This is a genomic window from Hwanghaeella sp. (genome assembly GCF_965227365.1).
Classification (GTDB): domain Bacteria; phylum Pseudomonadota; class Alphaproteobacteria; order UBA8366; family Aestuariispiraceae; genus Hwanghaeella.
The window spans coordinates 3,920,948-3,946,832 of the sequence record NZ_OZ245754.1 but is presented as its reverse complement, the minus strand read 5'-3'; the positions used below and the strand labels follow the sequence as shown (position 1 = coordinate 3,946,832).

The 25,885-nt window shown below is 61.6% G+C and carries 26 protein-coding genes; 18 read left to right on the top strand and 8 right to left on the bottom strand.

Translation table 11 applies throughout. The features are described from left to right. Positions 1 to 109 precede the first annotated feature (109 nt). Together ACQK2G_RS18095 and ubiA are read right to left on the bottom strand one after the other, a co-directional pair. Entirely contained in the window at positions 110 to 757 is a 648-nt protein-coding gene (locus ACQK2G_RS18095; RefSeq protein ID WP_425406435.1) for a class I SAM-dependent methyltransferase, read from the bottom strand. Between the two features lie 6 nt (positions 758 to 763). After that, entirely contained in the window at positions 764 to 1,705 is a 942-nt protein-coding gene (gene ubiA, locus ACQK2G_RS18090) for a 4-hydroxybenzoate octaprenyltransferase (RefSeq protein WP_425406434.1), read from the bottom strand. A gap of 136 nt (positions 1,706 to 1,841) precedes the next feature. Here ubiA and ACQK2G_RS18085 point away from each other — a divergent pair, with 136 nt between their 5' ends. The 3 genes from ACQK2G_RS18085 (at position 1,842) to ACQK2G_RS18075 (ending at position 4,891) form a co-directional block, all read left to right on the top strand. Beyond that, the gene (locus tag ACQK2G_RS18085; RefSeq protein ID WP_425406433.1) at positions 1,842 to 2,600 is read left to right on the top strand and encodes a 16S rRNA (uracil(1498)-N(3))-methyltransferase; all 759 of its coding nucleotides are present in this window, start codon (positions 1,842 to 1,844) and stop codon (positions 2,598 to 2,600) included. 148 nt (positions 2,601 to 2,748) lie between these two features. Next, positions 2,749 to 4,119, top strand: a complete 1,371-nt coding sequence (locus ACQK2G_RS18080; protein ID WP_425406432.1) for a glutamate--cysteine ligase — start codon at positions 2,749 to 2,751, stop codon at positions 4,117 to 4,119. A 34-nt stretch (positions 4,120 to 4,153) separates the two neighbouring features. Next, positions 4,154 to 4,891: a polyphosphate kinase 2 family protein gene (locus tag ACQK2G_RS18075; protein WP_425406431.1), complete on the top strand. Its 738-nt coding sequence runs from the start codon at positions 4,154 to 4,156 to the stop codon at positions 4,889 to 4,891. 18 nt (positions 4,892 to 4,909) lie between these two features. Here ACQK2G_RS18075 and ACQK2G_RS18070 read toward each other — a convergent pair whose 3' ends face one another. The 3 genes from ACQK2G_RS18070 to tldD are packed head-to-tail and all read right to left on the bottom strand — an operon-like array spanning position 4,910 to position 7,669. Next, positions 4,910 to 5,668: an SDR family NAD(P)-dependent oxidoreductase gene (locus tag ACQK2G_RS18070; RefSeq protein WP_425406430.1), complete on the bottom strand. Its 759-nt coding sequence runs from the start codon at positions 5,666 to 5,668 to the stop codon at positions 4,910 to 4,912. Between the two features lie 55 nt (positions 5,669 to 5,723). Beyond that, entirely contained in the window at positions 5,724 to 6,239 is a 516-nt protein-coding gene (locus ACQK2G_RS18065; protein ID WP_425406429.1) for a hypothetical protein, read from the bottom strand. Further along, the gene (gene tldD / locus ACQK2G_RS18060; protein ID WP_425406428.1) at positions 6,236 to 7,669 is read right to left on the bottom strand and encodes a metalloprotease TldD; all 1,434 of its coding nucleotides are present in this window, start codon (positions 7,667 to 7,669) and stop codon (positions 6,236 to 6,238) included. Before tldD ends, ACQK2G_RS18065 begins: the two co-directional genes overlap by 4 nt. A gap of 158 nt (positions 7,670 to 7,827) precedes the next feature. Between tldD and ACQK2G_RS18055 the strand changes: the two genes are divergently transcribed. The 13 genes from ACQK2G_RS18055 (at position 7,828) to ACQK2G_RS17995 (ending at position 20,766) form a co-directional block, all read left to right on the top strand. Further along, positions 7,828 to 9,147, top strand: a complete 1,320-nt coding sequence (locus ACQK2G_RS18055) for a DUF3422 family protein (RefSeq protein WP_425406427.1) — start codon at positions 7,828 to 7,830, stop codon at positions 9,145 to 9,147. A gap of 276 nt (positions 9,148 to 9,423) precedes the next feature. After that, positions 9,424 to 10,290, top strand: coding sequence for a cytochrome c oxidase subunit II (gene coxB / locus ACQK2G_RS18050; protein ID WP_425406426.1), 867 nt, complete (start codon positions 9,424 to 9,426; stop codon positions 10,288 to 10,290). Positions 10,291 to 10,316: 26 nt separating this feature from the next. Further along, complete coding sequence (gene ctaD / locus ACQK2G_RS18045; RefSeq protein ID WP_425406425.1) at positions 10,317 to 11,915, top strand: cytochrome c oxidase subunit I; 1,599 nt, start codon at positions 10,317 to 10,319, stop codon at positions 11,913 to 11,915. Between the two features lie 126 nt (positions 11,916 to 12,041). Next, complete coding sequence (gene cyoE / locus ACQK2G_RS18040) at positions 12,042 to 12,944, top strand: heme o synthase (RefSeq protein ID WP_425407667.1); 903 nt, start codon at positions 12,042 to 12,044, stop codon at positions 12,942 to 12,944. A gap of 24 nt (positions 12,945 to 12,968) precedes the next feature. Continuing rightward, positions 12,969 to 13,133 carry a hypothetical protein gene (locus tag ACQK2G_RS18035; protein ID WP_425406424.1) on the top strand — a complete coding sequence of 55 codons (165 nt, stop codon included), beginning with the start codon at positions 12,969 to 12,971 and terminating at the stop codon, positions 13,131 to 13,133. A 4-nt stretch (positions 13,134 to 13,137) separates the two neighbouring features. Beyond that, positions 13,138 to 13,716 (top strand): cytochrome c oxidase assembly protein, encoded by a 579-nt coding sequence (locus ACQK2G_RS18030; RefSeq protein ID WP_425406423.1) that lies wholly within the window; start codon positions 13,138 to 13,140, stop codon positions 13,714 to 13,716. Positions 13,717 to 13,790: 74 nt separating this feature from the next. Further along, positions 13,791 to 14,633 (top strand): cytochrome c oxidase subunit 3, encoded by an 843-nt coding sequence (locus tag ACQK2G_RS18025; RefSeq protein ID WP_425406422.1) that lies wholly within the window; start codon positions 13,791 to 13,793, stop codon positions 14,631 to 14,633. Between the two features lie 30 nt (positions 14,634 to 14,663). Then, a complete protein-coding gene (locus ACQK2G_RS18020) occupies positions 14,664 to 15,053 on the top strand; it encodes a DUF983 domain-containing protein (RefSeq protein ID WP_425406421.1) in 390 nt (129 codons plus the stop codon). A gap of 69 nt (positions 15,054 to 15,122) precedes the next feature. Beyond that, complete coding sequence (locus ACQK2G_RS18015) at positions 15,123 to 15,845, top strand: SURF1 family protein (protein WP_425406420.1); 723 nt, start codon at positions 15,123 to 15,125, stop codon at positions 15,843 to 15,845. Next, positions 15,842 to 17,335 carry a carboxypeptidase M32 gene (locus ACQK2G_RS18010; protein WP_425406419.1) on the top strand — a complete coding sequence of 498 codons (1,494 nt, stop codon included), beginning with the start codon at positions 15,842 to 15,844 and terminating at the stop codon, positions 17,333 to 17,335. Before ACQK2G_RS18015 ends, ACQK2G_RS18010 begins: the two co-directional genes overlap by 4 nt. A gap of 152 nt (positions 17,336 to 17,487) precedes the next feature. Next, complete coding sequence (gene thrC, locus ACQK2G_RS18005; RefSeq protein WP_425406418.1) at positions 17,488 to 18,897, top strand: threonine synthase; 1,410 nt, start codon at positions 17,488 to 17,490, stop codon at positions 18,895 to 18,897. Beyond that, positions 18,894 to 20,156 carry a M16 family metallopeptidase gene (locus ACQK2G_RS18000; RefSeq protein ID WP_425406417.1) on the top strand — a complete coding sequence of 421 codons (1,263 nt, stop codon included), beginning with the start codon at positions 18,894 to 18,896 and terminating at the stop codon, positions 20,154 to 20,156. Before thrC ends, ACQK2G_RS18000 begins: the two co-directional genes overlap by 4 nt. Further along, complete coding sequence (locus ACQK2G_RS17995) at positions 20,125 to 20,766, top strand: GNAT family N-acetyltransferase (RefSeq protein ID WP_425406416.1); 642 nt, start codon at positions 20,125 to 20,127, stop codon at positions 20,764 to 20,766. The genes ACQK2G_RS18000 and ACQK2G_RS17995 overlap by 32 nt, the downstream gene beginning before the upstream one ends. Positions 20,767 to 20,786: 20 nt before the next feature. Here the strand turns inward: ACQK2G_RS17995 and ACQK2G_RS17990 are convergent, their stop codons facing one another. Further along, a complete protein-coding gene (locus tag ACQK2G_RS17990) occupies positions 20,787 to 21,362 on the bottom strand; it encodes a YqgE/AlgH family protein (RefSeq protein WP_425406415.1) in 576 nt (191 codons plus the stop codon). Between the two features lie 248 nt (positions 21,363 to 21,610). Here ACQK2G_RS17990 and ACQK2G_RS17985 point away from each other — a divergent pair, with 248 nt between their 5' ends. Together ACQK2G_RS17985 and ACQK2G_RS17980 are read left to right on the top strand one after the other, a co-directional pair. Further along, positions 21,611 to 23,743, top strand: a complete 2,133-nt coding sequence (locus ACQK2G_RS17985; RefSeq protein WP_425406414.1) for a protein-disulfide reductase DsbD family protein — start codon at positions 21,611 to 21,613, stop codon at positions 23,741 to 23,743. A gap of 144 nt (positions 23,744 to 23,887) precedes the next feature. Then, positions 23,888 to 24,370: a peroxiredoxin gene (locus tag ACQK2G_RS17980; protein ID WP_425407666.1), complete on the top strand. Its 483-nt coding sequence runs from the start codon at positions 23,888 to 23,890 to the stop codon at positions 24,368 to 24,370. Between the two features lie 84 nt (positions 24,371 to 24,454). On the opposite strand, the gene rnhA is transcribed toward ACQK2G_RS17980, so the two are convergent. Both rnhA and ACQK2G_RS17970 read right to left on the bottom strand, forming a co-directional pair. Then, a complete protein-coding gene (rnhA, locus tag ACQK2G_RS17975; protein WP_425406413.1) occupies positions 24,455 to 24,910 on the bottom strand; it encodes a ribonuclease HI in 456 nt (151 codons plus the stop codon). Next, complete coding sequence (locus ACQK2G_RS17970) at positions 24,903 to 25,883, bottom strand: homoserine kinase (RefSeq protein WP_425406412.1); 981 nt, start codon at positions 25,881 to 25,883, stop codon at positions 24,903 to 24,905. Before ACQK2G_RS17970 ends, rnhA begins: the two co-directional genes overlap by 8 nt. Positions 25,884 to 25,885 lie beyond the last annotated feature (2 nt).

Sequence of the window (25,885 nt, the reverse complement as noted above, 5' to 3'; positions counted from 1 at the left end):
AGGAATGTTATCGATTAATATAAACATTCCTTAGAATATAACAAGGAGGCATGGCGGATTTATGTCCGTTGGCCGAATTGGCCGTCAAAAAGCCGGATTCAGAGGGTTATCAATCGGCGAAGCGCCAGACCCGTGCGTTCCGCAGGTCACTGTCTTCCATGATGCCGGTGGTCTCGGCATGGTAGGAGGCCAGCGGTTCCAATCCCATGCCGTTCAGGTAGAAACGGCCGGGATCGCCAAACAGGACCGAGCGGCCCTTGCGATGCATCTCCCTCAACCAAGGCAGCATCCGGTCGGCCATTTCTTTGTCATAACAGACGTCGCCGACCAGCAGCACTTCCCAGTCGCCCGCCGTGCCAACCACATCTTCCATCTCGATTTCGAACCAGACATCGTTGATCGTCCGGTTCAAGGACATGGCTTGCGCGGCGACGGGATCGATATCCGCGGCGGTAATGTCGAACGCGTTTGATTTGGCCGCGGCAATGGCGACGAGACCGGATCCGGCGCCGAAATCAAGAACGCGGCGGCCGGCGACCACTTTCGGGTTGTCCAGGATATAGCGCGCCAGGGCCTGGCCGCCCGCCCAAGCAAAGGCCCAATACGGTGTGCCGAGGCCGAGTGAATCAAGTTCATCTTCTCCCGCCCGATAGAGGGCGCGATCCTCGTCGGCCAGATGCAATTGAATCTCCGGCACCAGACGCGGCGCCGTCACGCGCGTATTTTCCAGAATGATATCGACGTCGGAAGCCATCATGGCCCGTTACCCCGTGGTGAGGCCGCCGGCAATGATGGCGGCCAGAATGATAAATCCAAAATCCCGGTTCGATTTGAAATGGGCGAGGCAGTCCGCCGGATCGTCTATCCTCACGGTCAGGATTTGCCGAACCAGATGCGCGGCGGCAAGACCCAATAGCGGCCAGAAGCCCCAACCCGCACCGGCGAGCCAACCGGCCGCGCCGATCAACAGGATGGTGATGCCGTAGAACCCCCACAGCCATTTCGTCGTTGCGCCGCCCAGCCGTAAAGCGGTCGACTTAACCCCGATCAAGGCGTCGTCTTCCTTGTCCTGATGCGCATAAATCGTGTCGTAGCCAAGGGTCCAGAAGAAACCGGCGGCATAGAGGACAAGCGCGGGCGCGGCGATGCCGGGCTGCATCGACGACCAGCCGACCAGGGCGCCCCAATTGAAGGTCAGGCCCAGCCAGGCCTGCGGCCAATAGGTGATCCGCTTCATGAAGGGATAGGCCGCAACCAGTAGAAGCGACGCGACCCCGACGATGACCGTCTCCCGGTTGAACTGAAGCAGGATCCAAAGCCCGAGCAAGGCCTGCGCCACCATGAAGGCGACCGCCATCTTGACCGAAACCTCGCCGGCCGGGATGGGGCGCGTCGCGGTACGGGCGACCTTTGCGTCGAAATCCCGGTCCGTGATGTCGTTCCAGGTGCAGCCTGCGCCGCGCATCACCACCGCGCCGATACCGAAAAGCAGGAAGTACCACGCCGACGGCAAGGGCAGGGCGGGATGGCCGATCCAGGCCAGGCTCAACCCCCACCAGCAGGGCAGCAGCAGCAGCCAGGTTCCGATCGCACGATCCAGCCGCGCAAGCCGCGCATAGGGCCGCAGGGCGTCCGGCAGAATGCGGAGAACCAGACTATCCTGCACGATGTCGGAAGCATCCGCGGTTTCTTTGGTCTTGGCCATTCGAAGACGGTCCATGATCGGGCCGGGTGTCCCGACCTGTGTGAAATCTGTTTTCGCATCAAGCGGCGATGCGTAGCATCCCCGCTGATAACATTGTAGGACCGTCTTCGAAACCATCTGTAGCGGGGCATTCGTCATGTCGGAAAAACCGGCCACGCGTCTCTTTGTCGAAAGCGACCTCGCGGAGGGGGCGGTTGTCGGCCTGTCGCCCGACCACGCCCATTTCTTGCGTTCGGTCCTGCGTTTGGAGCCCGGCCGCTGGGTCACCCTCTTCAATGGCCGCGACGGGGAATGGAGTGCGCGGATCGACGGCATTGGCAAGGGTTGGGCGTCGCTCGCCGTCGGGGACCATTTGCGAACGCAGACGTCCTGCCCCGATGTCTGGCTTTACTTTGCGCCGATCAAACGGGCGCGTCTGGATTTCCTGGTCCAGAAAGCGACCGAGTTGGGGGTGCGGCGGATCCAGCCCGTCGTCACCCAGCGAACGATTGTCGAACGCGTGAAGGGGGACCGCCTGTCGGCGAATGTGACCGAGGCAGCGGAACAATGTGAGCGGTTGGACCTGCCCGAAATCTGCGAGCCTGTTCGCCTGGACAGGGCGCTGGCCGATCACCCGGAAGGTAGGACATTAGTCGCATGTGTCGAGTTCGGCGATGCGCGGCCGATCGCCGAGGTCGTATCCGAACTGCCGCCTGGTGCCCCTGTAACCCTGCTGGTCGGACCGGAGGGCGGTTTCACGCCCGAGGAACGTGCTCTGCTCGAAAATCGCACGAATGCACGCTTCGCGGGACTGGGGCCGCGGATTCTGCGTGCGGAAACGGCCGGATTGGCGGCGTTGACCGTGTGGCAGGCCCTGGCCGGGGATTGGGCGGAATCGCCGCCCAAGCGCGCCTGAACGGTACCGAACTTTTGACCTTGAATGGGGCGGCTTTTTCCGCCGCATTGCTTGCATTCAAAAACGAAACCACGTCTTGTAGCGAAAATTTCAGTCGGCGCGGGTCACCGGGCCAATAGACAGTGCCAGTGAGTGAGGATGCGCGCCAATGAGCAGCCCATCGGGTCAGTCGAGCGACTTGGTCGAATCGAAAGAGCAGCTCGTTTCCTATATCGAGTCCGCCTGTAAGCCTGCCGCCGATTGGCGGATCGGGACCGAACACGAAAAATTCGCCTATGATGCCAAGACGCATCGGCGGCTTCCCTATGAGGGGACACCCGGCATCAAGGCCGTGCTGGAAGGTCTTCAGCAGTTCGGCTGGCAGGGGGTCTACGAGGGTGGCAACATCATCGCCCTGCTTGACGGCAAGGGAGGCTCGATCACCCTGGAACCGGGCGGCCAATTCGAACTGTCCGGCGCACCGCTTCGCACCATTCACGAGACATGCAGCGAGGTTCACACCCATCTGCATCAGGTGAAGCAGGTCTGCGAACCCATGGGTGCGGATATGGTCGGGCTGGGTTTCGACCCGGAATGGCGGCGCGAAGACATTACCTGGATGCCGAAGGGCCGCTACAAGATCATGCGGGATTACATGCCCACGCGCGGCTCGCACGGCATCGACATGATGATACGGACCTGTACGGTCCAGGTGAATCTGGATTTCGGGTCCGAGCGGGACATGGTCCGCAAGATGCGCGTCTCCGTCGCGCTGCAGCCGATCGCGACGGCGCTTTTCGCGAACTCTCCTTTTACCGAAGGCAAGCCGAACGGGTTCTTGAGCATGCGCAGCGCCTGCTGGGCCGACACGGATCCGGACCGCTGCGGGATGCTGCCTTTCGTCTTCGACGAAGATTTCGGCTTTGAGCGCTGGGTCGACTACATCCTGGATGTGCCGATGTATTTCGTGCACCGCGGGGATACCTACCACAATGTGGCGGGGAAGAGTTTCCGCGATTTCATGGCGGGCAAGCTGGGAGGGTTCGAAGGCCAGTTGCCGACAATGGAGGATTGGGCGGATCACATGACCACCGCCTTCCCGGAAGTCCGGCTGAAGAAATATATCGAGATGCGTGGCGCCGATGCCGGACCCTGGGGCAATCTCTGTGCTCTGCCGGCCTTCTGGGTCGGGTTGCTCTATGACGGGACGGCGCTGGACGAGGCGGAAGCGCTGATCGCGGATTGGACGGTCGAGGAAATGTCTGATTTGCGGGATGCGGTTCCGGGCAAGGCGCTCAACGTTCCGTTCCGGGACGGGACCGTCATGGACGTTGCGGGCAAGGTCGTCGAGATTTCCCGGAACGGCTTGAAGCGCCGGGCGCAGATCAGCGCCAAGAGCGGCCTGGACGAACAGCAGTATATCGAACCGCTGGAATCGATCGTCGCATCCGGGAAGACCTTCGCGCAGGATCTCTTGGAAGATTACGAGAAAAAGTGGGAACGCCGGATCGATCCGATCTACGATGCGTGCCGTTACTGATCCAAAAGCCTGATACCGGCAGACGCAGATCGACGTGAAACGCGAAGAATACCAGGATAAATATGACGCGTTGCAGCAGCGCCTGATGCTGCTTCAGACCAGCTATAAAACGCAGGGCACACGTGGCGTCGTTGTGCTGGAAGGCTGGGATGCGGCCGGCAAGGGCGGGCTTATCCGCAGGTTGGCCTGGGCAATGGACCCGCGCACGCTTCGCGTTTACCCGATCGGCGCGCCCGATGCGCATGAAAGGCGGGAACATTGGCTGCAGCGGTTTTGGAGCCGAATGCCGGCTGCCGGCGAGATCGCCGTGTTCGACCGATCATGGTATGGCCGTGTCCTGGTCGAGCGGGTCGAGGGCTTCGCCGAGGAGGATGCCTGGAAACGGGCCTATCGTGAAATCCGGGAATTCGAGCAGCAATTGCTGGCCGAGGATTTCCGGATCGTGAAGCTGTTCCTGGATATCACCCCGGAAACCCAGTTGAAGCGTTTTCAGTCCCGTCTGAACCACCCTTCCAAACGCTGGAAACTGACCGAAGAGGACATCCGCAATCGCGGCAAATGGGATGCGTATGGCGAAGCCTATTCGGACATGATCAAGAAGACCTCCGCGCAGCATGCCAAATGGCAGCGCATCGACGCGAATGAAAAACGGCGTTCCAGATTGGATGCACTGAAGGCGATCCACCGCGGATTGTCCCGCGGGATGGAGCTGGCCTTCCCCGAACCGCCGAAAAGAGCGGTCGACTACCTCGAAAGATACCGGGAAGACTAAGGCCTTCGGATCCGCGGATCAGCTGACAACCTTGCCGCCGTTGACGTGCAGGGTCTGTCCGGTGACGTAGCCGCCGCCGGGCCCGACCAGATAACGCACCGCCGCCGCGATCTCTTCCGGCAGGCCCAGACGGCCCAGCGGGATGCCGTCCAGTCCCAGGGCCGCGGGCATCGCGCCGGCGGATGCGCCGCGGGCGGTATCGATGGCGCCGGGCGCAACGGCATTGGCCGTTATGCCGTATTGTCCCAACTCGCCGGCCATGCCGTGGATCAGACCTTCAAGCCCGGCCTTGGACGCATTGACATGAACCCGGTTCGCGACACCGGCGTGATGGGAGACACCGCTCAGCCCGACGAAACGGCCGCCGCCGCGCTTGATCATTTCCGGCACGGCATGGCGGGCGAGCAGAAAGGCGCCGTCGAGTGCGACCGACATGATCTCGCGCCATTCGGCATAATCCATGTCGATCAGCGGCGTCTGCCGCCGCAGGCCGGCATTGCTGACGACGATATCGATCCCGCCGAATTGGTCGACGGTCTTGGCCACCAGATCCTTGACCTGCTCTTCCTTGGAGACATCCGCTGTCACCGGCAGGGCACGCCGACCCATTCCTTCGATTTCAGAGGCGACCGCATCAAGCAGCGCCGTGTCGGACCGGCCGTTCACCACGATATCGGCTCCGTCCTCGGCAAGCGCCAAAGCGATTGTCCGTCCGATATTCTTGCCGGCCCCGGTCACGATCGCGACCTTGCCGGCCAGAGGCAGCGCTGCAGTCATGGTTCTCTCCCCTGAACGTATTTCGTGAAGTTGGTCCTTGGTCGTCGAGAAGCGACTAATCGCGGACTTCCTGCTTGGGGAGTTCAAGTTGGATACCGGTCTTTACCGAGACCGGGTTTCCGTTGTCATCGACCCCCCAATACTCGATGACGGCTTCGTCGGGCAGCGTCTCGGTCGCGACGTAATGCTGCTGCAGCGACAGCCGCTTGCCCGCGTCCACGCGGTAGGCGACCTCGGCCTCCACGCACTCCTTGCCGAAGCTGACGCAGACCTTGCCATTGGTGAGTGTGACGCCGACCCCGGCCGACTCGGTGAAGTGGCGCGTCTGCGTGAAGCGGTGCCGGCCCTCGATGAAAAGATAGCCGTGCGACTCGACCTCCAGAACCAGGTCGGCCCGCTTCTTCGCTTTTACGGATTCCGCGCTGGCGCCGGGTGTCAGCTCAGGCGTCACCTGCGTGGCGGCGTTTTCCTGCCCATTCGATGCGTCGTCGCACCCGGCAAGCATGGCCATCAAGAGCATTCCGGCCGCGACGAAGGCGGCCGGGCCCTTGAATTTGCGGTAACCGGTCAAGCGGCTGTTCCTCCCACCGTCAGGCCGTCCAGGCGCAGTGTCGGCTGGCCGACGCCGACCGGCACGCCCTGACCGTCCTTGCCGCAGGTGCCGATGCCGGGATCCAGTTGCATGTCGTTTCCGATCATCGAGACCTTGGTCAAGGAATCCGGCCCATTCCCGATCAGCGTCGCTCCCTTGACCGGTGCGCCGATCTTGCCGTCCTCGATACGGTAAGCCTCCGTGCAGGAGAAAACGAACTTGCCGTTCGTGATATCCACCTGTCCGCCTCCGAAGTTCACTGCGTAAAGGCCATTCTGAACGGATTCGAGGATTTCCGCCGGATCTTTGTCGCCGCCGAGCATATAGGTATTCGTCATTCTGGGCATCGGATGGTGCGCGAAGCTCTGGCGTCGGCCGTTGCCGGTCGGCTCCATCCCCATCAGCCGGGCGTTCATCCGGTCCTGCATATAACCGACAAGGATTCCGTCTTCGATCAGGGTGGTGCTCGAGGTCGGCGTGCCTTCGTCGTCGATGGTCAGCGAGCCTCGCCGACCGCCGATCGTGCCGTCGTCGACCACGGTGACGCCGGGGGAGGCAACGCGCTGTCCCATCAGGCCGGCGAAGGCCGAGGTCTTCTTGCGGTTGAAATCGCCTTCCAGCCCGTGGCCGATCGCCTCATGCAGCAGGATGCCGGGCCAGCCCGGACCCAGGACCACAGTCATCTCGCCGGCCGGCGCGTCGACCGCTTCCAGGTTCAGGAGCGCTTGCCGCAGCGCTTCGTCGATCTGCGCTTTCCACGAGGAAGGCTGGACGAATTCGGTGAAGTCGACCCGGCCGCCGGCGCCGTGGCTGCCGGTTTCCATGCGGCCGTCCTGTTCGACGACCACGGCGACATTGACCCGCACCAGGGGACGGATATCGGCTGCCCGCTCGCCGCCGGGCCGGATGATCTGAACCGCCTGCCACTCCCCGACGATGGAGGCCGTGACCTGACGGACCCGGTTGTCCTTGGCGCGGGCATAGGCGTTCATTTCCTCCAACAGCGCGACCTTGTCCTCGAAAGGCAGCGAGGCGAGCGGATTGTTGTCGCCGTACAGATCGACATTCGTACCGCGCGGCGCGTCGGCGAAGGTGCCGCCATGACCGGAATGAACGGCCCGAACCGTTTCCGCGGCGCGTTTGATCGCCGCTTCGGACAATTCCGTGGCATGCGCGTACCCGCTGACTTCGCCGGCGACCGACCGAAGGCCGAAGCCCTGCGCCGTGTCGTAGCTGGCATTGCGGATCCGGCCGTCGTCATAGGTGACGGCTTCCGACTGACGGTATTCGAGGAACAGTTCCCCGTCGTCGGCGCCGGTCAATCCGTCATCGACAATGGCCTGTGTCTTGTCGAGATCAAGACCGGCGCGTTGGAAGAAAAGCTCATCGGTTTCCGCAAGTTTCGACATGATTCTGTATCGTATTCCTCGTAAGGGATTAAGAAGTGGGTGATGATTGGGCTGTAAGTCGTTTACGACCAATATAGGAATGCGCGCCGCCGATTCCCGTGTTTCCCCCAAAATGTTTTTTTGTTCTGATGTTTGATGAAATCTGGCAGGGAGTTGAGATGTTTGCAATCGGCGACAACGCAAAGCGATACGAGCTCGTAAACGAGCTGCATGCCCGACCCTTCCAGCCCTGCGAAGGTCCGATGCAGGTGACGCATTATGCGTTCCAGCACGCGGACGGCGATGGCGACGGCCTGCGGGCGCGTGAGCATGCCGCTGATCTCTGCCGGCGTTTCGGCGCGACGCCGCCGCCCGACGATGCCAGCCACCATACCGCGGACCTCGGGAATCTGCGGGTCAAATGGGAACTGCACACGGAATTCTCCAGCTACACCTTTTTCAGCAAGGCGCCGTTCAAGCAGCCTTTCGCGGAGGCGCCCGGCACGAAACTGCCGCGGGATTGGCTCGAAGCGATCTCCGGCACCCTCGTCGTGGCGCTGAACATTGCCTATGTGGAAACCGAAACCCCGACACGCAGCGAGGGGGAAATCGAGCGGCTGTTTTACCCGGAAGGCCTGGTGGTGAGCCAGATTGCACGCGGCGCGGGCCAGGTTTGGACCGATTTCCGCCTGCATGAGGATGGTCACGCCCGCATTCTCGTCCACAACAGGAACATGAGCGCGCATCAGGCGGGGCGCCTGATCCAGCGGCTGATCGAAATCGGCACCTACTACCTTTTTTCTCTGATCGCCCTGCCGATCGCCCGGGAGGTGTCCGGCCGTCTGAAGACGATCGACGGGTCCCTGGCCCATCTGACGCTGGGCATGGGCCAACTGGCGGATCATAACGGCGAGAGCCTCGGCGTTGAGCACGAAGCGGATCTGTTGCGGCGGTTGACCAGATTGTCGACGGATATCGAGGCCTTGTCGACCATGACGGCCTTCCGGTTCGGCGCCGCGGATGCCTATTACGCCCTGGTGAAAGCGCGGGTGCGGGAACTGCGCGAGGACAGGGTCGAAGGATATCAGACGATCGATGAGTTCCTGGAACGCCGATTGGCGCCGGCGATGAGGACCTGCGAATCGGTGGCGGCACGGATCTCGGACCTTTCACGGCGCGCCACCCGAACGGCGAACTTGATGCGCACACGGGTCGACGTAACGATTCAGGCCCAGAACCAGGACCTTCTCTCCAGCATGAACCGCCGTGCGCGGCTGCAATTGCGGCTGCAGGAAACGGTCGAGGGCCTGTCTGTTGCGGCCATCAGTTACTATGCGGTGGGCTTGATCGCGTATCTCGTGAAAGGGCTGCCCACGCTCGGGGTTGAGGTAAGCACCACGGTGGTGACGGCGGTGGCGACGCCGGTGGTCGTCGGGGCCGTCTGGTACGGCCTGCACCGGTACCGCATGAAACTGGAAAAGACGCAACATTCCGATTGAATCTTAAGACCTTAGTCCTGGATTTTGTTTCATTTTACTTGACTCATGCGACAGTAAAGCGCATCCGAGCCGCTTGATTGGGATGGCGGTCACGATAGAATGCCTGCCAATCGTGGACGGGTCCGGTCGCCATACGCCAGGGGATGGCAAAAGCGGCTTTATACCCTCGCATACAAGATGTCGGTTCCGGTTGTTCGGGGCCGGTTGGGACGAAGCGGCTCCTCTCATCGACAGATGTGGGGTGACGCGGGGAATTTGGGAAACGGGAGAAAAGCGGTGTTCAACCGTATCATGGCGCTGGCCGCGGGCTGGCTTGCCCTTGTTTCTACGCCGGCGCTCGCCGCCGAGCCGAAGCCTTGGCAGCTGAATTTGCCGCATCCGGCCTCGCCGGTTGCCGAACTGGCCTACGATTTCCACACGCTTTTGCTGTGGCTTATCACGATCATCACGCTCTTCGTGCTGGGGTTGCTGATTTATGTCTGCGTCCGGTTCCGGGAATCGGCCAATCCGACGCCGTCGCGCACCACGCATAACTCCCTGCTGGAAGTTCTGTGGACCGGCATTCCGGTGTTGATCCTGGTCGCGATCGTCTTCCCGTCAATGAAGCTGCTGTACGCTTCCGATCGGGTCGAAGATGCGGACATGACGCTGAAGATCATCGGGAACCAGTGGTACTGGTCGTACGAGTACCCGGACCACGGCAACTTCACCTTCGACGCCTACATCGCGGCGCGGACGGAAGAGGAAGCCAAGGAACTCGGCGTTGCCCGCCTGATGGACACCGACAACATGGTGGTCCTGCCGGTCGACACCAAGATCCGGCTGATCATGACCTCCAACGACGTTCTTCATAACTGGTCGATCTCCGATTTCGGCGTGCGCCTCGACACCGTTCCCGGGCGTTTGAACGAGACTTGGATGCAGGCGACGCGGGAAGGAACCTTCTACGGGTTCTGTTCCGAGCTTTGTGGCATCGACCATGCGTTCATGCCGATCGCGGTGAAGATCGTGTCGAAAGCCGAGTTTGAGAAATGGGTGAAGGAAGCGCAGGAGAAATTCGCTGCCGCTCCGTCCCTCGCCCCGGTCCAGGTTGCCGCCAAAGGCGCCGACGCGGCCGTCAACAGCAACGTTCTGACCCGCTAACGGGCGCAGAGAGTAGGAGACGAACCATGGCAACTGGTACGGCTGCCGGCGCGCATCACGACGATCACGGCGCCCCGTCGGGTTTCTTCAAGCGGTGGGTCTGTTCGACCAACCATAAGGACATCGGAACGATGTACCTGATCTTCTCCGTCATCGCGGGGCTGATCGGGGGCGCGTTCTCCATTTACATGCGCATGGAACTGCACGAACCCGGTGTGCAGTTCATGGAAGACGGTCACGAATGGAACGTCGTCATCACGGCGCACGGTCTGATCATGGTCTTCTTCGTGGTCATGCCCGCGCTGATCGGCGGTTTCGGGAACTGGTTCGCGCCGCTGATGATCGGCGCGCCGGACATGGCGTTCCCGCGCATGAACAACATCTCCTTCTGGCTGATTGTTCCGGCCTTCATCCTGCTGCTGCTTTCCGCCCTGATCGGCGGCGGCGCCGGTACGGGTTGGACGATCTATCCGCCGTTGAGTTCGGTGCTCGGCCATCCGGGCGCCGCGGTCGATATGGCGATCTTCTCGCTGCACCTTGCGGGCGCGTCGTCGATCCTGGGGGCGATCAACTTCATCACCACGATCTTCAACATGCGTGCGCCGGGCATGACGCTGCACAAGATGCCGCTTTTCGCCTGGGCCATGCTGATCACGGCCTTCCTGCTGGTTCTGTCTCTGCCGGTTCTCGGCGGCGCCATCACCATGCTGCTGACCGACCGTAACTTCGGGACGACCTTCTTCAAGCCCGAAGGCGGCGGCGATCCGATCCTGTTCCAGCATCTGTTCTGGTTCTTCGGTCACCCGGAAGTGTACATCATGATCCTGCCGGGCTTCGGCATCATCAGCCATATCGTGTCGACCTTCTCCCGCAAGCCGATCTTCGGTTACCTCGGGATGGCCTACGCCATGGTCGCCATCGGCTTCGTCGGCTTCATCGTGTGGGCGCACCACATGTACACGGTCGGTCTGGACGTCGATACGCGGGCGTACTTCACGGCCGCCACGATGGTCATCGCGGTGCCGACGGGTATCAAGATCTTCAGCTGGATTGCGACGATGTGGGGCGGGTCCATCCGCTTTACCGTCCCGATGCTCTGGGCGATCGGCTTCATCTTCCTGTTCACGGTGGGTGGCGTTACCGGTGTCGTCCTTGCCAATGGCGGCATGGATCTGCTGTTGCACGACACCTATTACGTTGTCGCGCACTTCCACTATGTGCTGTCGCTGGGCGCGGTCTTCTCGATCTTCGCCGGGATCTATTACTGGATGGGCAAAATGTCCGGCCGGCAGATCCCTGATTGGGCCGGGAAGCTCCACTTCTGGACCACCTTCATCGGTGTGAACCTGACCTTCTTCCCGCAGCATTTCCTGGGGCTGGCCGGCATGCCGCGCCGCTACATCGACTATGCTGACGGTTTTGCCGCCTTCAACGCGATCAGTTCCTGGGGTGCGTATATCGCCTTCGCGTCGACGCTCTTCTTTGTCGGCATGATGATCTACACCCTGGTTGCCGGTAAGCGCGTCGGCGACAACTACTGGGGCGAAGGCGCAACGACCCTGGAATGGACGGTCAGTTCGCCGCCGCCGTTCCACACCTTCAACGATCTGCCGCAGGTCCGCTGATTTGTGGCTCCCCGCAGGCGGTGGCGAATTCGGCCGCCGCCCGCCGGGGAGATCGATTGAAGACGTATCACCTACACTTTCGGGAAAGCAGCATCCGTGTCGGATTTGAGTTACACCAATACAGCGATGGAAAGCAGCCTCACCTCCTCGGGTGAGGTTCGCGATTATATCGCTCTGCTCAAGCCGCGCGTGATGTCGCTCGTCGTGTTCTCCGGGCTTGCCGGTCTGCTGGTCGCGCCGGGTGAAATCCATCCCGTTCTGGCGGCGGTCGCGGTCTTCTGCATCGCCGTCGGTGCCGGTGCTTCCGGCGCCATCAACATGTGGTATGACCGGGATATCGACACGGTCATGACCCGGACGCGCGGGCGCCCCATCCCGATGGGCAAGGTTCCGCCGGCGGAAGCGCTCAGCTTCGGCATCGTTCTGGCAGCATTCTCGGTCGCCTTGATGGGCCTCGCGGTCAACTGGGCCGCCGCCGCGCTTCTGGCCGCTGCGACCCTGTTCTATGTTTTCGTCTACACGATGTGGTTGAAACGGCGGACGCCCCAGAACATCGTGATCGGCGGCGCGGCGGGCGCTTTCCCGCCGATGATCGGCTGGACCGCCGTTACCGGCGACGTCACGATCGAACCGATCCTGCTCTTCGCGCTGATCTTCTTTTGGACGCCGCCGCATTTCTGGGCGCTGGCGCTGTATCGCTGCGGCGATTACGCCAAGGCCGGCGTGCCGATGCTGCCCGTCGTCGCGGGCCCGCGCGAAACCAAGAAACAGATTCTTTTCTACACGGTGCTCCTGCTGCCCTTGGCGCTGGCACCGTATTGGGTCGGCATCGCCGGATTGGCCTATGCTGCCACGGCCCTGGTGCTTGGCCTGCTGTTCCTGGCGGGGGCCGTCGCTGTCTGGCTCGACGACTCCGACAAGGCGGCACGACGCCTGTTCGGCTACTCCATTTTCTACTTGTTCGCCCTTTTCGCGATGTTGATCGTCGACTCCAACAGCCTGGCGCTGTTCGGCGCCTCGGCCGGTTGATCGGTGAAAGGGCGGGAAACAATCATGACGGTCATGGCTGAAGACAAGAAGACCCAAGAAACACCGACGCATGGCGGTAGCGACATGCACAAGCGTCAGCGCAAAAAGAACATTGCCCTGGCACTGGCCATCAGCGGGTTCTGCCTGTTGGTTTACGTGGTTTCCCTGGTCCGGATGAGCGGTGGTTGATCCCATGAGCATTCGTGCTGACAGTCGAAACAGGAAAACGATGCTGGCCGTCGCCGGCGTCGTCTGCGGCATGGTCGGTCTGGCCTATGCTTCGGTCCCGCTCTACGACCTGTTCTGCCGGGTGACCGGCTATGGCGGGACGACCCAGGTGGCCGAACAGGGGGCGGAAAAGATTCTCGACCGTGAAATAGCGGTTCGGTTTGATGCGACCACGTCGCCCAAGCTGCCTTGGACCTTCCAGCCGGAACAGCGTGAAGTGACGCTGAAGGTTGGCGAAAGCGCCATTGCCTATTACCGGGCGACGAACAATTCGGACAAACCGATCACCGGGACGGCGACGTTCAACGTCACGCCGTTGAAGGCCGGTTTGTATTTTAACAAGATCGAGTGCTTCTGTTTCACGGAGCAGACGCTGAAGCCCGGAGAAAGCGTGGATATGCCGGTGGTATACTACGTCGATCCGGAAATTGACGAGGATCCGAACCTGGATGAGGTCCGGACCCTTACCCTATCCTATACCTTCTTCCCTGCGGAGACGGCGGACGGGGACAATGAAAAGGGAAAACTGGCGTCCCTTAAATAGGGCGGCGGATTGGGTAGGTTAATTCTTGGGGTCGTTTGTTCGAGACAGCGACCCGTGACGAAGGGGGAAAGGGTATGAGCGCGGCTGAACATCACGCACCCAACCACGATTACCATTTGGTGGATCCGAGCCCGTGGCCGGCGCTAGGCGCCTTGTCCGGTTTCGTCCTGGCATTCGGCGCCGTGGTTTACTTGCATCCCGATGTCATCGGGTTGGAAACCGTTGGTGCATGGGCAATCATTCCGGGCCTGTTGATGGTTCTGTTCACCATGTATGTCTGGTGGCGGGACGTCGTCCGGGAAGCCCATCAGGGCGATCATAAGCCGGTGGTGCAGCTTGGCCTGCGCTATGGCATGTCCCTGTTCATCGCCTCCGAGGTGATGTTCTTCGTGGCCTTCTTCTGGGCGTTCTTCGATGCCAGCCTCTTCGCGGACCAGGAAATCCTGTTCGCCCGCGTAGAGCATACGGGCGGCACCTGGCCGCCGGTCGGCGTTGAGACATTTGCGGCATTCGATCTGCCCTTCATGAACACGCTGATCCTGCTGCTGTCCGGCTGCACCGTTACCTGGGCTCACCACGCGTTGCGGGAAGGCAAGCGCCAGCAGGTCGTTCATGGTCTCGCCCTGACGGTCGCTTTGGGCTTCATCTTCACCTGCCTGCAGGCTTACGAATACAGCCACGCCGCGTTCGGCTTCACGGATGGCATCTACAGCTCCACCTTCTTCATGGCGACCGGGTTCCATGGTTTCCACGTGATGGTCGGGACGATCTTCCTGGCGGTTTGCCTGGTTCGCGCCAATCGCGGCGACTTCACGCCCTCGCACCACTTCGGCTTCGAAGCGGCCGCATGGTACTGGCACTTCGTTGACGTCGTCTGGCTATTCCTGTTCGTCTGCGTCTATTGGTGGGGCGGCTGATAACCGTTCGCTGAAAGGCAGGACGACATCATGTCCACACCTTCGCATCCAACCCGGTCTGCCTGGCAGACCGGGTTTCGCGGTAAATGCCCGCGCTGCGGGGAAGGGTCGCTGTACAGTTCCTTCCTCAAGGTCACGGATCGTTGTGACGTCTGCGGCCTGGATTTAAGCCAGGAAGATGCCGGCGACGGTGCCGTTCCCTTCATCATCATCATCGCGGGAACCTTGGGCGTCGGTATCGGCGTCTGGGTCATGTTCGCTTTCAACACAGGGGTCTGGGCGCCGATCGTGGTTGCTTTTCCGGTCGTCGCCGCGGTCGTTCTGATCCTTTTGCCGAAAGTTAAGGGCTTGTTGATCGCCCTGCAGTATTTGAACAAGGCCGGGGATACCGGCACCAATACGTTCGACGAAAACAGTTAGTAGGCCTGCCCTTATTCCGGCGCCAAGCGCGGGATGGCCGCCACGAATTCGCATCACTGGAGCAAGCCAATGGGGTTTCGTCCGAAACTCATCCCGACCCTTTTCTCCGTCCCGGCCTTTCTTGTCATGATCTTTCTGGGAACCTGGCAGGTACAGCGTCTGGAATGGAAACAGGATTTGATCGAAATGCTGCAGGTGCGGTCCGCGCAGGCGCCGGGCGCGATTCCCGCCGCCCCTTTAACGGCGGATGAGCACGAATTCCTGCCGGTCCAGGTCAAGGGCGTCTATGACCATGAAAACGAGTTCCATCTTGTAAACCGCGCGCTCAACGGCGAGGCGGGCATCAATGTGGTGACGCCGTTGAAGATGGACGACGGTAGAACGATCCTGGTCAATCGCGGCTGGGTCCCTTTCGAAATGCGCGACAAGGCGCTTCGCGCCGAAGGGCTGCTGGCAGGTGAACAGACGGTCACGGGGCTGCTGCGTTTCGTGAAACCGCGATCCACGATCGAGACCTGGGTCGTCCCGGAGAACGAACCGCAGAACAATGCCTGGTTCAACATAGATCCGGCTGCGATGGCAAAGCAGGCCGATGTACCGAGCTTGCCGGAATATTACATCCTGTCATCGGACCAGAGCGAACGGGGTATGTTGCCGCGTGGACGGCAATGGACACTCGATGTCAGAAACGATCACCTGCAATATGCAATTACGTGGTACAGTCTCGCTCTGGGATTGTTGGTCATCTATGTGATTTACCATAGGAAGACTGCAGCGGAGGAACGGCCGTGAACGGTTTCGATGCCTATCGTGACCTGGAAGCGCATTTCAAAAAACTGAATACGATCGGCGACGCACTATCCGTCCTGCACTGGGATGCGTCGGTGATGATGCCAGCCGGCGGGTCCCAAGCCCGCGGGGATCAATTGGCCACCTTGCGCGGCATCAGCCATGAACTTCTGACCGACCCGAAGGTCGGTGATCTGATCGGCGCGGCGGAGAGTGCCGCCCTCGACCCTTGGCAGGCCGCCAACCTGCATGAAATCCGACGATCCTACAGGCGCGCCTCCGCCGTGCCGCAGCACTTGGTGGAAGCGCTGTCGAAAACGACGTCCGCCTGCGAGCATGTTTGGCGCACGGCGAAGCAGGAGGCTGATTTCGCCAAGGTCGCACCCTTGTTGCAGGAAGTCCTGGACCTGACCCGGGAGGAAGGCGCCATTCTCGGCGACGCACTGGGGCTTCAGGCCTATGACGCCCTGATCGATACATACGAGCCCGGTGCCTCCGCATCCGCGATTGCGGCGATATTCGAGGATTATGCCGCGTTCCTGCCCGGTTTCCTCGGCGAGGTGCTGGAAAAACAGAAACAGGCCGGGCCAAAAACGGTTCCGCAGGGGCCCTTCGCGGTCGACCGGCAGGAAGCCCTGGCCCGCCGCCTGGCGGAAACGGTCGGGTTCGACTTTTCGTCCGGGCGGATGGATGTCAGCGCCCATCCCTTCTCCACGGGCTATGCCGGCGACCGGCGGATCACGGTCAGTTACAATGTCGATGATCCGATCCTGGCGCTGATGGCAGCCCTGCACGAGACCGGCCATGCCCTGTATGAACAGAATTTGCCTGCTGAATGGACCGGCCAACCGGTCGGTCGGGCGCGCGGCATGGCGATCCATGAAAGCCAATCCCTGCTGATCGAAATGCAGGCTTGCCGGACCCCGGAATTCGTCAGTTTTCTGGCGCCCCTGTTCCGCGAGGCCTATGGGCAGCAGGAGGCTTTCGAGGAAGCGAATCTTCTGCGCATCTATCATTGGGTCGAACCCGGCTTCATACGGGTCATGGCGGATGAAGTAACCTATCCTGCGCATGTGATCCTGCGCTTCCGCCTGGAACAGGCCTTGTTGTCGGGCGACCTGCCGTTGAACGACCTGCCGGGGGCCTGGAACGAAGGCATGGAAGGCCTGCTTGGCATCACGCCGCCCAATGACAGGCTCGGCTGTCTACAGGACATTCATTGGTATGCGGGATCCTTCGGATATTTCCCGACCTATACGCTGGGCGCGATGACGGCTGCGCAATTGTTCCGTGCGGCGACCAAGGCCGAACCGGACATTCTGCCGGGGCTCGCCAGCGGTGACTTCTCCAGCCTTCGGGCCTGGTTGAAGGACAACGTGCACGGCCTCGGCTCCTCCGTCAGCAGCGATGAAATCGTAACCCATGCGACGGGCCACAGCCTGGATCCGAAAGCCTTCGAGGCCCATCTGCGGCAACGCTACCTGCCCCATTGAGGGGCAATGGTAGGGTGACGGCGGCCGGCGGCGGGTTCCCCGCCCCTTGCCCTTCCGTTTGACCGCTTCTAAGACTGCATGTCGAAAATATCTTTGCATGGGAGGGGAGCCGTGGTCACGGCTCCGCAAGCCGGCGGGAGAAGGCTGTAAGAATGGATTACGTCAGTACGCGGGGAAATGCACCGGTTCTCGATTTCGAGGATGTCCTGCTTACCGGTTTGGCGCGTGACGGGGGGCTCTACGTGCCCGCCTATTGGCCGAAATTTTCGGCCGACGACCTACGCGCCATGCGGGGGCTGAGCTATCCCGAACTTGCCGTCCGCGTGATGAAGCCGTTCATTGGTGATTCCATCGCGGACGACGATTTCGAACGACTGGTTGCCCGTGCCTATGCCGGTTTCGACCACGATGCGGTGGCGCCGCTCAAGCAGTTGAGTCACGATTTCTGGCTGATGGAACTGTTCCACGGCCCCACGATCGCTTTCAAGGATTACGCGCTTCAACTGGTCGGCCTGCTGTTCGATCATATCCTGACGCGCCGTGGCGAGCGGGTGACGATCGTCGGGGCCACCAGCGGCGATACCGGTTCGGCCGCGATCGAAGCCTGTCGCGACCGCGACGCGATCGACATCTTCATCATGTTCCCGCAGGGCCGGGTAAGCCCCGTGCAGCAGCGCCAGATGACAACGGTGATGTCCTCGAACGTCCATAATCTGGCCGTCGATGGAACCTTCGACGATTGCCAGGATCTGGTGAAGGCCATGTTCGCGGACGAACCCTTCCGGGATTCAATGCGGTTGAGCGCGGTGAACTCGATCAACTGGGCCCGCGTCATGGCGCAAATCGTCTATTACGTCCATGCGGCGGTCGCGCTCGGCGCGCCGGACAGGCCGGTTTCCTTTGCCGTGCCGACCGGCAATTTCGGAAACGTGTTCGCCGCCTATGCGGCCCGGCAAATGGGCCTTCCCATCGATCAGTTGATCGTCGGTTCCAACAGCAACGATATTCTTACGCGTTTCTTCGCGACCGGCGTGATGTCGACACGCGACGTCGTGCCCAGCCTGTCGCCCAGCATGGATATCCAGATTTCCAGCAATTTCGAACGTTTTCTGTTCGACCTGTATGACCGGGACGGAGCGGCGCTTGCCGCCGTGATGCAGGACTTCCGTCGTTCGGGCGAACTTGCGGTCGGGGCCGAACGCTGGAGCCTGGCCTGCGAATCCTTCGACGCGCGTCGGCTCGACGATGCGGAAACCCTTGCGGCGATCGGGGCGCTTTACAAATCGACGGGTGAGTTGATCGATCCGCATTCGGCGATCGGAATCGTCGCCGGCATGGAAGCGCGCCGGCGGCCGGATGTTCCCCTGGTCTGCCTGGCGACGGCGCATCCCGCCAAATTCCCGGACGCGGTCGAAAAGGCGACCGGGAAACGCCCGCCGCTGCCGGCGCATATGGCGGATCTTTTCGAGCGGGAGGAACGGTTCGACAAGATCGGGCCGAGCTTGCAGACCATTGAACAATATGTCCGCGAAAACAGCAGAACGGCTGGGGGCGCAGGATGACGGGGCCGTCGGTCGGCGTCCTCCCCAACGGCCTGCGGGTCGTGACCGATACCGTCTTATCCGTCGAGACGGTGTCCATCGGTGTCTGGGTCGGTACCGGAACACGCTCCGAAACGCCGGCGAATAATGGCGTCGCCCATTTCCTGGAACATATGGCGTTCAAGGGAACCGCGCGGCGTTCAGCCATACAGATTGCCGAGGAGATAGAGGCGGTTGGTGGGCACATGAACGCCTATACCAGCCGCGAGAGCACCGCCTATTACGTGAAACTTCTGAAAGAGGATGCCCGGTTGGCCGTGGATGTCCTGTCGGATATTTTGCAGAATCCCAGCTTCGATCAGGAAGAGCTGGAGCGCGAAAGGTCCGTCATCCTGCAGGAGATCGGACAGGTCCAGGATACGCCGGACGACATACTCTTCGACCATTTCCAGGAGACCGCCTTCGAAGGCCAGGCCATGGGATACCCCACATTGGGGCGGCCGGAGACCGTGACGGCGATGACGCGGGACCAGCTGACCGCGTTCATGGAAAGCGGATATCACGGTGGGAACATGATCCTTGTCGGTTCCGGCAAGATCACCCATGCGGAATTGATGGCGTTGGCGGAGGAGTTCTTCGCCACCCTGCCGGCGGGGGCGCCGGCGCAGCGCCCGCCGTCCCGCTATACCGGCGGTTTGTTCACGGAAAATCGGCCGTCCGAACAGGTCCACCTCCTGATGGGATTTCCCGGTGTCGGGATCGCCGACGACCAGCATTACGCGGCCTCCGTCCTGTCGACCCTGTTCGGCGGGGGAATGTCGTCCCGACTATTCCAGGAAGTGAGGGAAAAGCGGGGGCTGGTCTATTCGGTCTACTCCTTTTCTTCTGTTTATTCCGATGCCGGCCTGTTCGGCATTTATGCCGGGACGGGGGAGAAGGAAACGGCCGAGCTCGTTCCCGTCCTGTGCGAGGAAATAAGGAAGCTGCCGGCGACGATCACCGAACAGGAATTGACGCGGGCCAAGGCGCAGATGAAATCCAGCACGGTCATGGCGCTTGAGAGCACCGCGGCCCGGGCCGAGCAGCTGGGCAACCAGATGCTGCTTGCCGGACGTCCCGTCCCGGTGGAAGAGCAGATCGCCCGGATCGACGCCCTGACGGTGGATGAGGTCGCGGGGCTGGCGCGCAGGATATTCTCGGGCCCGCTGACTTTGGCCGGAATCGGGCCGCTCGGATCTCTGGAATCCTATGACGGGGTTCGCGGGCGGCTTGCCGCGTGACGCCGCCATGTTCGATTTCTTTCGGCCGAAATTCCCCTCTTTGAAGCTGACGGGACCGCGGGTCTACATCCGGCCCCCTGCGGCCGCGGATCAACGGGCATGGCTGGATCTGCGTCGCACCAGCCGGGATTTCCTGGAACCCTTCGAACCCGCCTGGCCCAAGGATGCCCTGACACCCGCGGCCTATCGACGGCGGATGCGCCGGGCGCATGCGGATTGGCAGGCAAGCCTCGGCTACGCATTCTTCATCTTCTCGCGCCGGGACGATTCCCTGCTTGGCGGCATCACCGTGACCAATGTACGGCGCGGCGTCATTCAGGCGGGCAATATCGGCTATTGGATCGGCGAGCCGCATAAGCGGAACGGCTATATGTTCGAGGCGGTTCAGCTCTGCCTGGATTTCTGTTTCCGAAACCTCGACCTGCACCGCGTCGAGGCGGCCTGCCTCGTCGACAATACCCCCAGCAAGCGCCTGTTGGAGAAAAGCGGGTTCAAGGGAGAGGGACGGGCGCGTCAGTATCTATGCATCGCCGGGAAGTGGCAGGATCACGACACCTTCGCCATCCTGCGGCAGGACGCACGGCCCATTCTGCCGCGTTCCCCGACCTGACGGTATTCGGTTGGCACGTGTTAGGCGTGCCCCGCGTCGCCGGAAAGCAGGCTGAGATCGATGCCGAGCTTGGCGATTGATCGTTCCCACTTCGTGTCTAGCAGATCGTCGAAGACCAGTTCTTCATCCGCCGGAACGTTGAGCCAGGCGTTCTGGTGGATTTCGTCGTCCAACTGACCCGGACCCCATCCGGCATAGCCGAGCGCGAGCATGCTTTCCCGCGGGCCGTTGCCTTCGGCGATGTCGCGCAGGATATCGACCGTTGCGGTCAGGCCGACACCGTTTTCCATCATCACGGTGCCTTCGCCGGAATAGTCCGACGAATGCAGCACGAAACCGCGTCCGGTCTCCACCGGTCCGCCGAAATGAATCCGCAGATTGTCGTCGGCGCGGTTCTGATTGATGTTCAGCTGTTCCAGCAATTCGCCGAAGGTCAGTGAATCCATCAGTTTGTTCAGAACCAGCCCCATGGCGCCATCCTCGTTGTGGATGCACATGTAAATGACGCTGCGTTCGAATCTGGGGTCGGTCATCGACGGCATGGCAACCAGCAATTGGCCGCTAAGATATCCGGAAAAGTTACGTTCTCGCAGCATGGGCAACGGGTCCAACAAAAAGCCAACGAGCCGAGTGTATCAGTATCTTCTGCATAGAAGCCAGACCGCGTTCCCGGTTCGGCCTGTCGACAGGCACAAAGATGTGACGGCGGGTGATGGGACTTAGGGCCGCAACCGCTGTTAATATCCGCCAGAATGGCTATGTAATACGCTCCGGTGCCGCGCGTGCGGCCGGTTCTTTGTTCCAGGGCCCGCCGCGACATGCGGCGCGGGCGGTTAAGAGTGAGATGAAGACGTCTTCCTTCCTGTCGAAATACGTGATTTGCGCCGTTGCGGCGCTGGTCTGCGCGTTGGTTGCCGGTGCGTCCGTGCCCGCCCATGCGATCACCGGCGCATGGTCCGACACGGAGCATTCTTCGGTCCGGCTTGTATCCTCTGTGACCGGGACGGGTGAGGAGGGAACACTGACCCTGGGTCTGGAATTCCAGATGCAGGACGGCTGGAAGATCTATTGGCGGTCGCCGGGGGATGCCGGCTTCCCGCCGAAACCCGACTGGACGGGATCGACGAATGTCGCCTCGGTCGAAATGTCATGGCCCGCACCCCATCGATTCGAGATATTCGGACTTCAAACCTACGGCTATTCCGGTGAGGTCATCTTTCCCTTGCGGGTAAAGGCCGAAACGCCGGGTGAAGCGATCAGTCTGACCGGCAAGGTCGACTATCTGGTCTGCAGCGATATCTGCATCCCCGGGGAAGCGCAGGTTTCAGTCGATGTGCCGGCCGGACCGGCCCAACCCTCGGCGAAGGTGCATGCCATCGGTCAATATGCCGCCCTGGTGCCTGGCGCCCCGGAAGCTGCCGGGTTGACCGTCGATCGCGCCGCGGTCTCAGGCAATCCGGACGATCTGACCTTGCAGGTGGATATCGCCGGCCCGGAGGCATTCGTCTCGCCAGACATATTCGTCGAAGGACCGGTCGGCGTGTTCTTCGGCAAGCCGGAGCTTGCCTTGTCCAACGGCGGAAAACTGGCGCGGCTGACCCTGAAAGGAGCCGGTTCAGCGCCCGAGGATCTCGCCCGGCAGGCCCTGACCTTGACCGTCGTCGACGGCCCACGATCGGCGGAGACCACGGTCTCGCCGTCCGTTGGCACGGGACCTGCCGCCGGTGGAGCGGTTTCGGTTGCCGGTCTGCTGCCGATCCTCCTTCTGGCGGTGTTGGGCGGATTGATCCTGAATCTGATGCCCTGCGTCCTGCCGGTTCTGTCCATCAAACTGCTGTCGGTCGCCAGCCATGGGGGCGGGGAAAAACGCCACGTGCGCCGGGGCTTCGTCGCCGCGTCGCTCGGCATCCTGACGATGTTTCTGGCCTTGGCGGTTGTCCTTGTCGGTTTGAAATCGGCCGGTGAGACGATCGGTTGGGGTATCCAATTCCAGCAGCCCGCGTTTCTCGCTTTCATGATCGTCATCCTGACGCTGTTCGCCGCGAACATGTGGGGCTTGTTCGAGATCAGCCTGCCGCGTTTCGTGGCCGATACAGGTTACTCTGCGGGCGAGCAGAAAGGTGTCCTCGGCCATTTCCTGACCGGCGCTTTTGCCGCGTTGCTGGCAACGCCCTGTTCCGCGCCATTCCTGGGCACCGCCGTCGGCTTCGCCTTGAGCCGGGGAAGTGTCGAAATCCTCACGGTTTTTGCCGCGCTCGGCCTCGGTTTGGCGGGGCCGTATCTGATGGTCGCCGCTTTCCCCGGCTTGGCGACGGCCCTGCCGCGCCCGGGTCCCTGGATGATCAAGTTGAAATGGGTTCTCGGGGTCGCCTTGGCCGGCACCGCGCTGTGGCTCGCCTATGTGATGAGCGCGATCACCGGCATGGAAACCGTGGCGGTCGTCTTGGCGCTGGCCGTTCTGGCCGCGGTCATCCCCGCCACGAAGCGTGTCGAGGGATCCCGGCTCGGCCGCATGGCTCTGCCGCTTTCCGTCTTTCTGGGGGTGGCCGCTGTCGTTGCACCGATTGTCCGGGACGGGGCCCCGCCGATCCAGGCGCCCTCGATCGATGTCGGCTGGGTGCCGTTCAGCCAGGCGGAGATCGCCCGCCATGTCTCGGAAGGCAAGGTCGTCTTCGTCGATGTAACCGCCGATTGGTGCATCACTTGCCAGTTCAATAAGAAACGAGTGCTTCAAGCCGGTGAGGTGGCCTCGTTGCTGGGGGCGCCGGGTATGGTGGCCATGCGGGCCGACTGGACCCGGCCCAATGCCGATATCGCGAGTTATCTCGCTGCTTTTGGGCGCTACGGCATCCCCTTCAATGTGGTCTACGGGCCCGGCGCGGAGCAGGGAATTCCCTTGCCTGAACTGCTTACCGAAACGGCCGTGCTCGAGGCTGTCGACACGGCTGCGCAAGGGTCTGTTCTGGCTCGGCGCTGAATCCCAGAACACAAAACACTGGAAACCTTAGCAGAACGCTTTACATAGGGTCGTGACGGTCAGTTCCTGCGGTTCTCGCATGGCAATTGCCCGGCGGCCGATTGGCGCCGCCGGTTTTTCAGCACACATTGGGAGAGGGAAAGCATCATGATTGGAGTAGGTGACAAACTGCCGACCGAAGGCCTGAAGACGATGGGCGCGGATGGTCCGGAAGCGGTCGATATGGCGGCCAAGCTGGCCGGCCGGAAGGTGGTGATTTTCTCGCTGCCGGGCGCGTTCACGCCGACCTGTTCCGCGAAGCACCTGCCGGGCTTCGTCGAGAAAGCCGATGAAATCAAGGCCAAGGGTGTGGACGAAGTAATGTGCTTGGCGGTCAACGACGCCTTCGTCATGGGCGCCTGGGCGAAAGACCAGGGCGTCGACGGCAAAGTGACGATGCTGGCCGATGGCAGCGCCGCCTTTACCAAGGCGCTTGGCTTGGTTCTCGATCTGGAAGCGGCGGGCCTCGGCATCCGCGGACAGCGTTTCGCGATGATCGCGGAAGACGGTGTCGTGACGCATCTGGCGGTCGAGGAGCCCGGTGCGTTCGAGGTTTCGTCCGCCGACGCGATCCTGAAGGCGCTCTAAGACTTAAAGTCAGCAGCCGAAATGATAAAACCCCCGCCTCGGCGGGGGTTTTTGTTTGCGGCAGGCCCCTGGATCAGGGGTGCGTCAGAACGGGATGCCGTCCCGGGCGAGGGCATCCGCCCGCTCGTTCTCGTCATGGCCGGCATGGCCTTTCACCCATTTCCATTCGACGCTGTGCGGCTTCATGGCCTGTTCCAGGCGTTGCCAAAGATCGGCGTTCTTCACGGGTTTCTTGGCTGCGGTCTTCCAGCCGTTGCGGCGCCAGCCATGGATCCATTTCGTAATCCCGTCGCGCACATAGGTGCTGTCGGTCGTCAGCACCACGTCCATTGGGCGTTTCAGTGCTTCCAGCGCGGCGATGGCGGCCATCAACTCCATGCGGTTGTTGGTGGTTTCCTTTTCGCCACCCGACAATTCGCGTTCATTGCCGCGCCACCGCATGACGACCCCCCAGCCGCCTGGGCCGGGATTCCCGGAACATGCCCCGTCGGTGAAGATTTCCACCACGTTCTCGGTATCAACGCCTTGGGTGTCAGCCATGAAGCGCGCTTTCCTCCAACCCGTAGGCGCCGACATCCCGAACCGATTGGTGGAAGCTCAGGATCGTCAGGTATTCCAGCGGGTCCTTCGGCTTCACGAAGGCGCCTTCCGGATGGTTCAGCCAATCGTAGAGGCGTGACAGCAGGAACCGCATCGCGGCGCCCCGCGCCAGAATGGGCAATGCGTCCAATTCCGCGCGTGACAGGACCCGTTCCCGTGCATAGGCGGATAGCAGCATCCGGGCCTTGGTGACGTTGAAACTGCCATCCCGCTCGAAGCACCATGCGTTCATGCAGACGATCAGGTCATAGGCCAAGGCGTCGTTGCAGGCGAAATAGAAGTCGATCAGACCCGACAATTCCTTGCCGATGAAAAAGACGTTATCGGGGAACAAATCCGCGTGGCAGACGCCGAAGGGCAGATCTTGCGGCCAGTTGGCCTCCAGGAAGTCGAGTTCCCGCGCAAGCGTATCGGCTAGATTCGGATGCACTTCGTGGGCACGGTTGCGGCACTGGTCGAATTGCGGCCGCCAACTGTCCAGCGACAGGCTGTTCGCTCGGAACAGTTCGTAATCCGCGCCGGCGCGATGGAAGTTGGCTAGGGCGCCGCCCAATTGCTCACAGTGGAAGGGCTGGATCTTGCGCGGCCACATACCTTCCAAAAAGGTAGTGAGTGCCGCCGGCCTGCCGCAAAGCTGCCGTAGGGCCTCACCGTCGCGTGCGGCCAGCGGTTGCGGGCAGTGGATGCCTTTTTTCGCCAGATGCTCCATGAGCCCCAGGAAGAAGGGCAGGTCTTCTTCCCGCACCCTCTTCTCATAAAGGGTCAGGATGTAGGCACTCTTCGTGGTGTGCAGCAGGTAGTTGGAATTCTCCACACCTTCGGCGATCCCTTTGCAGGATACGACCTCGCCGATGTCGTACTGGGCGATGAATTCGACCAAGTCCTCGTCGCTGACTTCCGTGTAAACCGCCATGA